Genomic DNA, 13,085 nt, shown 5'->3' with positions numbered 1-13,085 from the left:
CTCCGAAAGGCAGCTGAACGCAGTGTCGAGGCAACATGGCAACGTATCGGAAGCCTGCTGGACCGCTTCCCGCCACAGGAATGCGCAAACTATCTCAGGAACGCTGGCTATGCTTCGATCTAACGGGATTCCGGTCTAGGCCTCCGTCGGGCTGGTGCCCGGCGGCCATAGCCAGGCAGCGCCGCGCACGCCGGAACTGTCGCCGTGACGGTTCTTCACCAGCGGCGTGACCACCACGTCGGAGAAGACGAAGGCCCCCCACAGCTTGGGCACATTCTCGTAAAGCCGCGCCAGGTTCGACAGACCGCCGCCCAGCACGATGACATCGGGGTCGAGCACGTTGATGATCGCCGCCAGCCCGCGCGCCAGACGGTGCTCGTAGCGCTGCAGGATCTGTTCGGCCTGCACGTCGCCGGCTTCGGCGGCGGCAACGATCTCGGCGCCGTCCAGCCTGCGGCCGGTCGAGCGCTCGTAATCCAGGCAAAGACCGGTGCCGGAGAGGAAGGTTTCCTGGCAGCCGTTTTGTCCGCAATAGCAGGGCGGGCCCGGTCGTTCATCTGGCTGCGACCAGGGCAGGGGATTATGGCCCCATTCGCCGGTGATGGCATTCGGACCGCCCAGCGGCCGGCCGTGGACAACCAGCCCGCCGCCGACGCCGGTGCCCAGAATGGCGCCGAACACCACCGCCTTGCCCATGCCGGCGCCGTCGCTGGCTTCCGACAGCGCGAAGCAATCGGCGTCGTTGGCGAGCCGGACGCGGCGCCCGGTCGCCGCGGCAAGATCGCGGTCGAGCGGACGGCCGATCAGCCAGGTCGAGTTGGCGTTCTTGACGAGGCCGGTGGCAGGCGAGATCACGCCGGGAATCCCCATGCCGACCGGTCCCTGCTGGCCGGCTTCCGTCTCGATGGCATGGATCAGGTCGCGGATGGCGCGGATGGTGGCGTCGTAATCGCCGCGCGGGGCCATGACGCGGCGGCGCGCCCGGATGGTGCCATCATCGGCCAGGGCGATTGCCTCGATCTTGGTGCCGCCGAGATCGACGCCGATACGCATGCGCTAATCCTCAATCAACAACGCCGCGACATGATCGCGTATTTCGTCCCAGGTATCGACCCGATGATGGCAGTCCGGAGCCCGCCCAAGCAAGGCGGCAAGCCGCGGATCGGCAATAAAATGCAGCCGGTGCATGACGGGCGCCAATTTCGCCACGGAGGTGTGATTGTGGGGGATGTCGTCGATGAAGGCCGCTCGCGCCTGCACCCGTTCGAGCAGGGCGGCGACCGCCGGTCCCTTCGGTCCGCTATTGGCGATCAGCGGAAAATCCATACCGTGCCGGACCAGCGCGCGCGCCCTTGCATCCTTCGATGTCAGGGGAACATTGCTCAGAACGACGATCTGCGTCTTGCCGGCCAGATGCGCCAGAGCCGCGGCGGCGCCTTCGACCGGCTCGAGCAGTTCGGTGGCCTCGGCGAAAAAGCTCTGCAGCAGCGGATGCAAATCCTCCGCCGCCATGGCGCTGCCGTCGCGGCGATGCCGGATGTTGCCGTAGAGGGCGTAGGACCGCCAATCGAAGTAGAGGTCCCGGCTGTCGAGGAAGCGCTCCAGCCCGCGCATGAAATAGAACAGCACCTCGTCGGCATCGGCGATCAGCAGCGGCCGCCCGGGAGTGAGCGCCAGCGCCTCGATCTGGGCGGCTACCGTAGCGGGAACAAGCGGTTGGCTGTCCGGGATGGTCGCGGTCTTGGGCGGGAATGTCATCGTCAAACGGCTTGGCCGGGCTGGGCGGGGGTGCTACAAGACCCTGTATAAGCTGAGAAAAGATATAACGTAGGATCGCGTTACTATCCGGGGAAGGCCGCCCATGAGCAAGACCGTTTTGATCGTCGAGGACAACGAGCTCAACATGAAGTTGTTCCACGACCTGCTGGATGCCCATGGCTACCAGACTCTGCAAACCAAGGATGGCATGGAGGCTCTGGCTCTGGTCCGCCAGCACCGGCCCGACCTGATTCTGATGGACATCCAGCTTCCTGAAGTCTCCGGCCTGGAGGTCATCAAGTGGATCAAGGAAGACGACAATCTCCGCTCCATTCCGGTGGTGGCGGTCACGGCTTTCGCAATGAAGGGCGATGAGGAGAAGATGCGCGAAGGCGGTTGCGACGCCTATATCGCGAAACCGATTTCCGTCGGCAAATTCATCGAAACCGTCAAGCAATTCCTTGAGCCGAAAAACTGACCCGATTTCCCGATGACCGCACGTATTTTGGTCGTCGATGACATCCGCACCAACATCAAGGTGCTGGAAGCCAAGCTGACCAGCGAATATTACGAGGTCATCACCGCCGCCAGCGGGCCCGAGGCGCTCGATGCGGCGGGCAGTCAGAATCCCGACCTGATCCTGCTCGATGTGATGATGCCCGGGATGGACGGCTTCGAGGTCTGCCGCCGTCTCAAGGCCGATCCGGCAACCGCGCATATTCCCGTCGTCATGGTCACCGCGCTGGGCGATCCTGAGGACCGGGTCCAGGGATTGAGCGCCGGCGCCGATGATTTTCTCACCAAGCCGGTCGACGATGTGTCGATGTTCGCGCGCGTGCGTTCGCTGCTGCGGGTGAAGCTGATGCTCGACGAGCTGCGCATGCGCGAGCGCACGTCGGCGTCGCTGGGTGTGATCTCCCCGCCGGTGCCCCGCCTGGAGGAGGATTACGCTTCCGCCAGGTTGCTGGTGGTGGAAGACAACCCGCGCGATCAGCAGCGCCTGCAGCGCATGATCGAGGGCCAGTTCCAGGTCGAGATGACGGCCGATGGCGGCGAGGCGCTGAGCCGCGCGCGCGCCAAGGACTACGATTCCGTCATCGTCAGTCTGGCTTTGCAGAATCCCGATGGACTGCGGCTGTGTTCGCAATTCCGTACCACGGAGGAGACGCGCAACCTGCCGATCCTTCTGCTGGTCGGGCCGGACGATCAGAAGCAGCTGGTCAAGGGACTGGAGATCGGCGTCACAGATTACGTGATCCGGCCGATCGACCGCAACGAGTTCATTGCCCGGCTGCGCGCCCAGGTGCGGCGCAAGCGCTATCAGGATCGCCTCCGCCTGCATTACCAGCAGAGCATGGAAATGGCGGTGACCGATTCGCTGACCGGTCTTTATAATCGCCGCTACATGTCCTCGCATCTGGCCACGCTGCTGGCGCAGAGGGCGAGCCAGCACGATACGGCGGTGCTGATCCTCGACCTCGATTATTTCAAGCAGGTCAACGACACCTATGGCCATCCCATCGGCGACGAGGTGCTGCGCGAGATCGGCAAGCGCATCGTGCGCAACATCCGCGGCATCGACATGGCCTGCCGCTATGGCGGCGAGGAATTCGTCGTGCTGATGCCGGATACCGATCTCCAGGCCGCCGAGGTGGTGGCGACCCGCCTGCAGCAGTCGATCGGCGGCAAGCCCATTGCGACCAAGGCGGGGGAGCTGACCGTGACCTGCTCGATCGGCTGCACGGCGGCGATCGCGGGCGATGCGGCGGACAGCCTGCTCATGCGCGCCGACGACGCCCTTTACGAAGCCAAGAACGGCGGGCGGAACCGGATCGTTTACCGGCGCGGCTGACCGACTAAAAGGCCATATGAAAGCTGTGGAATGCTCATTGATGGCAAACCCCCGGTTTCTGGCCGTTTGAGACCGTTTCAGACCGTTTCAGACCGTTTCAGACCGTTCCGGACCGTTTTGGCCCGCCGGGCCCGTTTCGGCTCGGCCTGGCCCGCTACGGTCCGCCTTGGCCCGGAATTGGCCATCCGGGACGGCATTTGACCATCCGGGACGGCATTGACCATCCGGGATGGCGCGGGGCGGTCCGGCAGGCGAGTTCCTATCGACGATGTCCAACAACGGCGAAAATGATTGCAGGACTGAAATAGGAACATATCGGCCCCAAGGGCAAGAGGCCGGCAAACAAAAAGCCCCGCCGCTGGCGGGGCTGGTTCGGTGCGCGGGCGTCAGGGCGCCCGGCGGAAAGCCTTACTTGATCTTGGCTTCCTTGAATTCGACATGCTTGCGCGCCACCGGATCGTATTTCTTCAGCGTCAGCTTCTCGGTCTTGGTGCGCGGGTTCTTCTTGGTGACGTAGTAATAGCCGGTATCGGCGCTGCTCACCAATTTGATCTTCAGGGTTGTCGGCTTGGCCATGACGCAAATTCCACAGGTTCGGACGGCAGGGATTGGCGGCGCAGCATAGGGATTCGCACCCCGATGTCAACCGATACCGGGCTTTTCCCAGCGGATCATGGATTTGCCGGCGCGGTAGCGCCAAAAGGCATATTGCTGGGGGCGGAAATCCGGCCCCAGGCGGCCGACGAGGCGCAGGACGAATTCGGTGATATCGGCCAACGGCAGGCGCAGGGCGGCCTCGAGCGGCCGGAAGCCGAGATCGAGCAACTCGCCCGAGCCGCCCAGGGCGAGGTCCTGGCCGCTCACATCCTGCAGGAAAAACCGGGCATGGAACCGCACCGGGCTGTCGGACGGGGTGATCGCCCGGCACAGATAGCGCAGGCCGGAGGCATCGGGTTGCAGCCGGCCGCCGGCCACAATGCCCAGCGCAATGCCGGTTTCCTCCCAGGTCTCGCGCAGGGCGGCGACGGCCAGCGCCCGCATCATCTCGGGGCCGCAACCGGGATGGCAGATATTTTCCAGCGGTTTAAGGAGGGTATCTGACTTATCGCTCGAATCGAGCCGCCCGCCGGGAAAGGCGTAGACATGGGGCAGGAAGCGGTGTTTTGCGGCCCGCCGTCCCAGCAGCACCTCGGGACCTGACGCCGTGCGGCGGACCAGAACGAGGCTGGCGGCGTTCCTGGGCCTGACCGGACCGCCTAGACCCATTCAAGCTGCCGCTCGCCGCGGCGCATATAATGGAACGGGGTCGGCTGGTTCGGATCTTCCGCAGCTTCCGGCCTGAGCCAGCCTTCCAGATGGGCCAGCACATATTGCGTGATGTTGGGCAGCAGCAGGTCCTTGGTGTCTTCCGGCGTCAGCCAGTTCAGCTTGTCGAGTTCCTGCGACGGCCGCAACTCGCCCAGGGCGGCTTCGGCCGGCGCGGCGAAGAAGCGGGCATCGAACCGGCGCGGCCGGCCGGGCGGCGTTATCGCCCGGCAGATATAAAGGAGCGGCGCCGGGTCGGGAGCATGACCTTTGGCGCAGAAGGCGGCCCAGCTTGACGAGGGCGCCGCGGCGACCGGTTTCGGCACGGCGAGGCGCAGGCCGGTTTCCTCGAAGGTCTCGCGGATCGCGGCCAGGGCGAGCCCCAGCGCCTTGCGCGGGCCGGTGCGCGGGCAGCGGGTCAGCCGGGCGGTGCTGACCGGATTGAGCGGAGCGGCGGCCTGGATGCGGTAATCGGCGGGGTCGAGGCGGCCGCCCGGAAAGACGAAACGGTTGGGCATGAATGCGCTGGCGCCGTGGCGCTCGCCCATCAGCACTTCCAGGCGGCCTGCCCGGCGGCGATAGAGAATCAGCGTCGCGGCGTCCCGGATGCGCTGCGGCTTGGGCTTGCCGCCGGCTTCTGCGTCCTCCGTCATCGCCGTCTAGTCGGGGTCCGGGCCGAAGCCGTGCATGCGCTTGGCCCATTGCAGGCCGATCAGACTGCCCTTGATATGCGGCAGCAGCCACAGCGACAGCAGCAAGGTGAGCGGCAGCCAGAGCGCCATATGAACCCATTCGGCCGGATGGAGATGCTGCTCCAGCAGCAGCATCAGCGGCACGATGATATGGCCGACGATCAGGATGGTGAAGTAGGGCGGCGCATCGTCGGCGCGATGGCCGCTCAGCGCCAGGCCGCAGGACGGGCATTGCGGATTGACCGCGAGGTAGCCGGCGAAGATGCCGCCCTCGCCGCATTGCGGGCAGCGGCGGCGCCAGCCGCGCAGCATGGCCGCGCCCGCCGGACGCTCGATCAGCTCGCCCATCAGCAAGGGCATTACAGCCAGCCTTTCCGTTTGAACCACCAATACGGCAGTACAGCAGAGCCGACCATCAGCAGCAACGCCAAAGGATAGCCGAAGGTCCAGTCGAGCTCCGGCTGGAACTTGAAATTCATGCCATAGATGCTGGCGATCAGGGTCGGCGGCAGGAAGACCACCGCGGCCACCGAGAAGATCTTGATGATCTTGGTCTGCTGGATGTTGATCAGCCCGAGCGTGGCGTCGAGCAGGAAATTGCCCTTATGCGCCAGGAAGGCGGCCTGCTCGCTGAGCGACTGCACGTCGCGGGCCAGCGTCTTGAGCCATTGGCGCGCTTCCTTGGTGCCGCGCTGCTCGGTCATGCTGAGATTGAGGAAGGCGATCAGCCGGGTCAGCGAAACCAGGCTGTCGCGGATGCGCGAGGTCAGATCCTCGACGCGGCCAAGCTTGCGCACGGCTTCCTCGAGGTCCGTCTCGTCGGCGGCTTCGTAGCCTTTCGAGCCGCCATAGCCGAAAATGGCGCGCGAGACGCCATCGAGATCCTTGCCGGCATTTTCCAGCACGTCTGCGGCGCGGTCGATCACCGAATCGAGGATGCCGCACAGCACGGCATCGGAGGAGGCCGACAGGCTGGGCTGGCGCTGGGCGCGCGCGACGAATTGCCGGAAGGACAGCGGGTCGGCGTAGCGGAGCGTCACCACCGCGCGCGGCGTGCGGATGAAGGTGATGGGGGTCGTCTGCGGCAGCGGGGTTTCCGCGTGATACAGCACGTTGGCCGTCATGTAGCTGGCATCGCCTTCGCGATAGAGCCGGCTGGAGGCCTCGATCTCCTGCATCTCTTCCCGCGTCGGCATGTCCAGCTCGAGCAGGCGCTCGACGGCCTTCTCCTCGACCTGGGTCGGTTCGAACAGGTCGATCCACACCACCCCGTCCGGAAGGGGCGAGTCGATCGTCAGGTCGATGCGTTGTAGCTGGCCGCTCTGCGGCAGGTAGGCAGAAATCATGCTGGCCGTCCCTGGTTCCGGCGCCGTACTCCAGCGTGGCGGCGCGGCGCCGTTTTAACCCTGGAATTCAGGCATGGGAAGCCCCGAGTGTTGCCTGCGGCGATTTTGCCTAAGCCATTCTATGGGCTTACCGGCGTGGCCTGTGGCAGCGGCAATCGGCGGGCCTGCATGACATTCCGGAGGCGGTCCGGATAATCGCTGATCAGACCGTCAACCTTCATGTCGATGAGCTGTTCCATCACCGCCGGGTCATTGACCGTCCAGGGCACCACCCGAAGCCCGAGCCGATGCGCCTCGGCGACCAGATCCGGGGTGACGTTGCGCCAGAACGGCGACCAGACCTGGCCGTTCGCGGCCTTCACCAGGGCCGGCGCGGAGGGGTAGTCGTCGGCATCCAGACCGGCCAGCCAGGGGCTGGCATCGGGCCGGCCGCGCTGCACGTTGTCGTTCCTGGTACCTTCCAGGGTCAGATGCGCGCGCGGGATTTCGGGCGCCAGCCGGGCGGCGATTTGCAGCGTCCGCCAGTCGAAGGATTCGATCATGCTGCGCTCGGCCATGCCGCCGGCGCGAATCGCTTCGATCAGGGCCTCGGTGAGCTGTTCTGGCGAGGCGCTCTCCTCGGGTCTGGTCGGGTCCAGCTTGGTCTCGATGTTGAAGCGGACGGTCTGGTTGCCGCTCTTGCGCACCAGGGCGAAAACCTCTTCCAGCAGCGGGATGGGCGTGCCGTCGACCGGCTTCTGCTCGGGGAAACCCTTGCCGTATTTGGCTGCCGGGTTGAGGCGGCCGACATCGAACTGCCGCAGCGTCGCCAGAGGCGTCTGCCAGATCAGCGGCCCCGGCCCGCTCAGCCATTGACCGTCCGGTTCGCGCGCCAGGGAGGGTTCGACCTGCCGGTTATGCGCAACCAGCAGATGGCCGTCCCGGGTGAGGTTGACGTCCAACTCCAGCGTGGCGACGCCGATCGACAAGGCCGTTGCGAAGGCGGGCAGGGTGTCCTCGGGCGCCAGACCGCGCGCGCCGCGATGGCCTTCCAGGTCGAAGGCGGCGGCTGGCAGTGACGCAAGGCAGATGGCGGCGATGGCCGCGGACCGGATCATTTCTTTTTCCTGCTGCGATGCTTGGCCCAGCCCGGCCGGTTGGTCGGCGTCTTCTTTGCCGTGGCGACGGCGCGGCCGCGATGCTTCAGCCCGCGGCCTTCGCCGGACACGATCTCGAAGCGCATGCCGCCGGTGACAGGCGTCGCTTCCTCCAGCCGGACCGTGACCGCATCGCCAAGCCGGTAGCGCTTGCGTGTGCGTTTGCCGACCAGGGTGCGATGCGCTTCGTCATGGGCGTAGAAATCGTCGGCGAGAGTCGAGATCGGCACGAAACCGCTGGCGCCATTCTCGTCGAGTTCGACGAACAGGCCGAAGCGGGTGACGCCGGCGATGCGCGCCTCGAAGGTGGCGCCGACATGCTCCATCATATAGGCGGCGACGAAGCGATCGAGCGCATCGCGCTCGGCCTGCATCGAGCGGCGCTCGGTCAGCGAGATATGCTCGGCAATCTGCTCGAAATTCTCCACATCCTCCGGCGGCAGGCCGTCATCGCCCAGTTTGAGGCCGCGGATCAGGGCGCGGTGCACCAGCAGATCGGCATAGCGGCGGATCGGCGAGGTGAAATGCGCGTAGCGCGGCAGGTTGAGGCCGAAATGGCCATGGTTGTCGGGCGTGTAATAGGCCTGCATCTGGCTGCGCAGCACCACTTCATTGACCAGTCGCTCGTGTTCGCTGCCGCGCGCCTTCTCGAGGATGGCGTTGAAATGCATCGGCCTCAGGCCCTGACCCTTGGCCAGGCGGTAGTCGAGGCTGGCGAGGAACTTGCGCAGGCTGTCGATCTTCTCTTCCGAAGGCGGCTCGTGCACGCGGTACATGCAGGGCTGGTTGCGCCGTTCCAGCTCTTCCGCCGCCGCGACATTGGCCATGATCATGAAGTCCTCGATCACCTGATGGCTCAGCAGATGCTCGCGCGGCTTGATGGCGGCGATATGGCCATCCTTGCCGAGAAAGACCCGCCGCTCCGGCGCGGTGATCGCAAGCGGCTGCCGGGCCGCGCGGGCGGCGTTCAGGGCGGCATGGCAGGCGTAGAGCGGCTTGAGCACCGGCTCGAGGAATTCGGCCGCGATCTGATCCGGATAGCCGTCGATGGCCTGCTGCACCTGCCGGTAATTCAGGCCGGCGGCGCAGCGCATCAGCCCGCGCACGAATTTATGCCGGCGCTTGTTGCCCTCGGCATCGAACCATAGATGCACGGCGAAGCAGGCGCGATCCTTCCCTTCGACCAGCGAGCACAGATCGGCCGACAGGGCCTCCGGCAGCATTGGCACGACGCGGTCGGGAAAATAGGTCGAGTTGCCGCGCGTGCGGGCGTCGTGATCCAGCGCGCTGCCGGGGCGGACGTAATGCGCCACATCGGCGATGGCGACGATGGCATGCCAGCCGCCCTTGTTGTCCGGATCGTCGTCCGGCTCGGCGAAGACGGCATCGTCGTGATCGCGCGCATCTTCCGGGTCGATGGTGATCAACGGGATCTTGCGCAGGTCTTCGCGGCGGCCGAGCTGGACGGGTTTGGCCTTTTCCGCCTCCTTCAGCGCGGCATCGGCGAAGCGGGTCGGGATGCCGAAGGTGAAGATGGGGATGAGGCTGAGCGCCTTGGGATCGCTGGCGCTGCCGACCACCTCCGTGATCCTGGCGGCCTTGAGGCCGAATCGGCGGCCGGCAAGCGGCTGGGCGACGACAAACTGGCCCGGCTTGGCATCGCCGTAATGTTCGGGCGCGATGGCATATTCGTGGCGCACCTTCTTGTCGGTCGGCACCAGGCGCGCCTCGCCGTTTTCGTTGATCGAGAAGAGGCCGAGGACGGGCTGCTCCTCGCGTTCGAGCCGCTTCATCACCCGGGCGCGGTAGCGGTTGCGGCCGGCCGGCTGGATGCGGGCCAGCACGCGGTCGCCGACGCCGACATCGCCAAGCTCGCGCCGCGCGCGGTTGCTGAGGGCGAAGACGATGCGCGGCGGCTCGTCCTTGCTCTCCCATTCGACCGGTCGGCCGATCAGGTCGCCGTCGCGGTCGATGCGGACCAGATCGACCAGGCACACCTCGGGAAGTTGATCCTTCGGCGCCATGCGTTTGCCATGACCCTGGCGGAGATCGCCCCCGGCCTTGAGTTCCTTCAGCAGGCCCTTGAGGGCGATCCGGTCGGCCGGACCGAGATTGAAGGCGCGCGCGATCTCGCGCTTGCCGACCTTGCCCGGGTTCTCGGCAACGAAATTCAGGATGTCCTGTTTGGACGGAAGCTGACCAGAGGTCTTCTTCTTTTTCGCCACGATGCCTAGGCTGCCGCCGATTTCTTGGCCGGCGCCTTCTTGGCTGCCGGCTTCTTCGGCGCGGCGGCTTTCTTCTTGGCGGCCGCGGCTTTCTTGGGCTTGGCTTCGGCCTTGCCGTCGGCCGCGGCTTTGGCGGCCGCGGCTTTCTTCGGCGCCGCCTTCTTCTTGCCGCCGCCCTTCTTGGCGCGCGCGGCGATCGCCGCGACGGCCTGCTCCAGGGTCACGCCCTCGCTGTCGGTATCGCGCGGCAGCGGCGCATTGGTCGCGCCGTGCTTGAGGTACGGTCCGTAACGGCCGTCGATCACATTGATCGGCTCGCCGTCATCCGGATGTTTGCCGACCTCGCGCAGCACCTTCAGTTCGGCGCGCTGGCGCGGACCTTTGCGGCGGCTATCCGCTTCGGCGATCTTCTCGACGGCATGATTGATGCCGATCTCGATCGCCTCCATGGCGTCCTTCAGCTTGGTATAGGCGCCGTCATGCAGCAGATACGGCCCGAAACGGCCCAGCCCGGCGACGATCTCCTTGCCGGTGGAGGGATGCAGGCCGACCACGCGCGGCAGCGTCAGCAGCTTGAGCGCCAGCTCCAGCGTGACGTCCTCGGCGGCGATGCCGCGCGGCAGCGATGCGCGCTTGGGCTTGGTCTTCTTCTTGCCTTCGCCTTCGGCCTCGCCGAGCTGCACATACGGCCCGAACGGACCCTGGCGCAGCGTGACCATCTGGCCGCTGTCGGGGTCTTCGCCCAGTTCCTGCGGGCCGGACAGGGCGATCTCGCCGTGGCCGTTGCCGTTGGCGGAAAGCGGCCGCGTATAGCTGCATTCGGGATAATCCGAGCAGCCGATGAAGGCGCCGGTGCGGCCGGCCTTGATCGAGAGCTGGCCCTTGCTGCAGGCCGGGCAGAGGCGGGGATCGGTGCCGTCCTGGCGCTCGGGGAAGAAATGCGGCGCCAGCAGGCGGTTGATCGCCTCCAGCACTTCGCCGCGGCGGCCCATCTTGTCGTCGATGCGAATGACCGCATCTTTCACCGACAGCATCGTCGGATTCTTCGCCTGCTCCTGCAGGCTGAAATCCTGCCAGAAATCCTCCAGCACCTGCTTCCAGTCGAGCTTGTGCTCGGCGATCTCGTCGAGCTTTTCCTCCAGCCCCGCCGTGAAGCCATAGGCGAAATACTGTTCGAAAAAGCAGACCAGGAAGGCGTAAGCCAGCCAGCCGGCATCCTCGGGCTGGAAACGCTTGCTTTCCAGCTTGACGTAGCGGCGGGCCTTCAGCACCTCGAGAATGGCGGCATAGGTCGAAGGCCGGCCGATGCCGAGCTCTTCCAGCTTGCGCACCAGGCTCGCTTCCGAATAGCGCGGCGGCGGCTCGGTGAAATGCTGCTCCGGCGTGATGCTGTCGCGCTTGAGCGCGTCGCCGACGGCAAGCTTGGGCAGCCGGGCGCCTTCCTCGTCATCGCCGCTCTTGTCGTCGATGCCTTCCTCATAGAGCTTGAGGAAGCCCGGCGAGAGCACGACGGTGCCGGTGGCGCGGAAGACGCCGGTCCTGGCCGGATCGGCGATGTCGATCGTAGTGCGCTCCAGCTCGGCCGATTCCATCTGGCTGGCCAGCGCGCGTACCCAGATCAGCTCGTAGAGCTTGAGCTGCACGTCGTCGAGATAGCGGGCGACGGAGCGGGGGCGCCGGCGGAAATCGGTCGGGCGGATCGCTTCGTGCGCTTCCTGGGCGTTCTTCTGCTTGGTCTTGTAGACGCGCCAGCTTTCCGGCACGGCTTCGCGGCCGAAATCCTCGGCGATCACGTCGCGCGCGGCGCGGATCGCCTCGTTCGCCATGCTGACGCCGTCGGTGCGCATATAGCTGATCAGGCCGACCGTCTCGCCGCCGATATCGACGCCTTCGTACAGCCGCTGGGCGATCTGCATGGTCATCTGCGCCGAGAAGCCAAGCTTGCGCGCCGCTTCCTGCTGCAGGGTCGAGGTGGTGAAGGGCGGCGCCGGATGGCGCTTGGCCGGCTTGATCTGCACATCGGCAACGGCGTAGCGCAGATCCTGCAGCCGGGCGACGGCGGCCTTGGCGGCGGCCTCGTTGGCGATGTCGAACTTGTCGAGCTTCTTGCCGCCCAGCTCGGCCAGGCGGGCGACGACCTTCTGGCCGGCCTCGTTCAGGAACTCGGCGGCGATGGTCCAGTATTCACGCGGGCGGAACGCCTCGATCTCGGTCTCGCGCTCGCAGATCAGCCGCAGCGCGACCGATTGCACGCGGCCGGCCGACTTGGCGGAGGGCAGCTTGCGCCACAGCACCGGGGAGAGGGTGAAGCCGACCAGATAGTCCAGCGCGCGGCGCGCCTGCTGGGCGTTCACCAGGTCCATGTCGATGTCGCGCGGATGCGCCATGGCATCCAGCACGGCGGTCTTGGTGATCTCGTTGAACACCACCCGCTTGACCGTCTTGCCCTTGACCGCCTTGCGGTTATTCAGGGCCTCGAGCACATGCCAGGAAATCGCCTCGCCCTCGCGGTCCGGGTCGGTGGCGAGGATCAGCGTATCGGCCTCTTTCAGGGCGCCGGCGATCGCGCGCACCGAGTCGGAGCCGCGGCCCGACATCTCGTAATGCATCGTGAAGTCCTTGTCCGGCTCGACCGAGCCGTCTTTCGGCGGCAGATCGCGGACATGACCGAAGGAGGCCAGCACTTTGTGGCCTGGACCAAGGTATTTTTCGATGGTCTTCGCCTTCGCCGGGCTTTCGACGACAACGACTTTCATACGGGGCTGTTTTCC

General features: G+C 65.8%; 12 protein-coding genes. 2 read left to right on the top strand and 10 right to left on the bottom strand.

Annotation, left to right across the window (positions count from 1 at the left end; all coding sequences use genetic code 11):
* Positions 1 to 135: 135 nt before the first annotated feature.
* Positions 136 to 1,053: an ROK family protein gene (locus tag VF194_RS19255; protein WP_330892828.1), complete on the bottom strand. Its 918-nt coding sequence runs from the start codon at positions 1,051 to 1,053 to the stop codon at positions 136 to 138.
* Between the two features lie 3 nt (positions 1,054 to 1,056).
* Positions 1,057 to 1,758: a hypothetical protein gene (locus VF194_RS19250; RefSeq protein WP_330892827.1), complete on the bottom strand. Its 702-nt coding sequence runs from the start codon at positions 1,756 to 1,758 to the stop codon at positions 1,057 to 1,059.
* 103 nt (positions 1,759 to 1,861) lie between these two features.
* On the opposite strand from VF194_RS19250, the gene VF194_RS19245 reads away from it, so the two are divergent.
* Both VF194_RS19245 and VF194_RS19240 read left to right on the top strand, forming a co-directional pair.
* Positions 1,862 to 2,236 (top strand): response regulator, encoded by a 375-nt coding sequence (locus tag VF194_RS19245; protein WP_330892826.1) that lies wholly within the window; start codon positions 1,862 to 1,864, stop codon positions 2,234 to 2,236.
* A 12-nt stretch (positions 2,237 to 2,248) separates the two neighbouring features.
* The gene (locus VF194_RS19240) at positions 2,249 to 3,610 is read left to right on the top strand and encodes a PleD family two-component system response regulator (RefSeq protein WP_330892825.1); all 1,362 of its coding nucleotides are present in this window, start codon (positions 2,249 to 2,251) and stop codon (positions 3,608 to 3,610) included.
* A 408-nt stretch (positions 3,611 to 4,018) separates the two neighbouring features.
* Here the strand turns inward: VF194_RS19240 and rpmG are convergent, their stop codons facing one another.
* From rpmG to topA, 8 genes are all read right to left on the bottom strand, one after another.
* Entirely contained in the window at positions 4,019 to 4,186 is a 168-nt protein-coding gene (gene rpmG, locus VF194_RS19235) for a 50S ribosomal protein L33 (protein ID WP_330892824.1), read from the bottom strand.
* 66 nt (positions 4,187 to 4,252) lie between these two features.
* Positions 4,253 to 4,876, bottom strand: a complete 624-nt coding sequence (locus tag VF194_RS19230) for an NUDIX hydrolase (protein ID WP_330892823.1) — start codon at positions 4,874 to 4,876, stop codon at positions 4,253 to 4,255.
* Complete coding sequence (locus VF194_RS19225) at positions 4,867 to 5,568, bottom strand: NUDIX hydrolase (RefSeq protein ID WP_330892822.1); 702 nt, start codon at positions 5,566 to 5,568, stop codon at positions 4,867 to 4,869. The genes VF194_RS19230 and VF194_RS19225 overlap by 10 nt, the downstream gene beginning before the upstream one ends.
* Before the next feature lie 6 nt (positions 5,569 to 5,574).
* Positions 5,575 to 5,967, bottom strand: a complete 393-nt coding sequence (locus VF194_RS19220) for a DUF983 domain-containing protein (RefSeq protein ID WP_330892821.1) — start codon at positions 5,965 to 5,967, stop codon at positions 5,575 to 5,577.
* On the bottom strand, positions 5,967 to 6,953 hold the full coding sequence (locus VF194_RS19215; RefSeq protein WP_330892820.1) for a magnesium transporter CorA family protein: 987 nt from the start codon (positions 6,951 to 6,953) through the stop codon (positions 5,967 to 5,969). The genes VF194_RS19220 and VF194_RS19215 overlap by 1 nt, the downstream gene beginning before the upstream one ends.
* A 119-nt stretch (positions 6,954 to 7,072) precedes the next feature.
* Positions 7,073 to 8,050 (bottom strand): glycerophosphodiester phosphodiesterase, encoded by a 978-nt coding sequence (locus tag VF194_RS19210; RefSeq protein ID WP_330892819.1) that lies wholly within the window; start codon positions 8,048 to 8,050, stop codon positions 7,073 to 7,075.
* Complete coding sequence (gene rnr / locus VF194_RS19205) at positions 8,047 to 10,314, bottom strand: ribonuclease R (protein ID WP_330892818.1); 2,268 nt, start codon at positions 10,312 to 10,314, stop codon at positions 8,047 to 8,049. Before rnr ends, VF194_RS19210 begins: the two co-directional genes overlap by 4 nt.
* A 5-nt stretch (positions 10,315 to 10,319) precedes the next feature.
* Positions 10,320 to 13,070 (bottom strand): type I DNA topoisomerase, encoded by a 2,751-nt coding sequence (gene topA / locus VF194_RS19200; RefSeq protein WP_330892817.1) that lies wholly within the window; start codon positions 13,068 to 13,070, stop codon positions 10,320 to 10,322.
* Positions 13,071 to 13,085 lie beyond the last annotated feature (15 nt).

This window comes from Ferrovibrio sp. (genome assembly GCF_036381655.1).
Lineage (GTDB): Bacteria > Pseudomonadota > Alphaproteobacteria > Ferrovibrionales > Ferrovibrionaceae > Ferrovibrio.
This window is presented reverse-complemented; position numbering and strand designations above follow the sequence as displayed.

Coding starts and splice junctions, on each gene's coding strand:
- VF194_RS19255 (WP_330892828.1), bottom strand. CDS start 1,053: ATGCGTATCGGCGTCGATCTCGGCGGCACCAAGATCGAGGCAATCGCC.
- VF194_RS19250 (WP_330892827.1), bottom strand. CDS start 1,758: ATGACATTCCCGCCCAAGACCGCGACCATCCCGGACAGCCAACCGCTT.
- VF194_RS19245 (WP_330892826.1), top strand. CDS start 1,862: ATGAGCAAGACCGTTTTGATCGTCGAGGACAACGAGCTCAACATGAAG.
- VF194_RS19240 (WP_330892825.1), top strand. CDS start 2,249: ATGACCGCACGTATTTTGGTCGTCGATGACATCCGCACCAACATCAAG.
- rpmG (WP_330892824.1), bottom strand. CDS start 4,186: ATGGCCAAGCCGACAACCCTGAAGATCAAATTGGTGAGCAGCGCCGAT.
- VF194_RS19230 (WP_330892823.1), bottom strand. CDS start 4,876: ATGGGTCTAGGCGGTCCGGTCAGGCCCAGGAACGCCGCCAGCCTCGTT.
- VF194_RS19225 (WP_330892822.1), bottom strand. CDS start 5,568: ATGACGGAGGACGCAGAAGCCGGCGGCAAGCCCAAGCCGCAGCGCATC.
- VF194_RS19220 (WP_330892821.1), bottom strand. CDS start 5,967: ATGCCCTTGCTGATGGGCGAGCTGATCGAGCGTCCGGCGGGCGCGGCC.
- VF194_RS19215 (WP_330892820.1), bottom strand. CDS start 6,953: ATGATTTCTGCCTACCTGCCGCAGAGCGGCCAGCTACAACGCATCGAC.
- VF194_RS19210 (WP_330892819.1), bottom strand. CDS start 8,050: ATGATCCGGTCCGCGGCCATCGCCGCCATCTGCCTTGCGTCACTGCCA.
- topA (WP_330892817.1), bottom strand. CDS start 13,070: ATGAAAGTCGTTGTCGTCGAAAGCCCGGCGAAGGCGAAGACCATCGAA.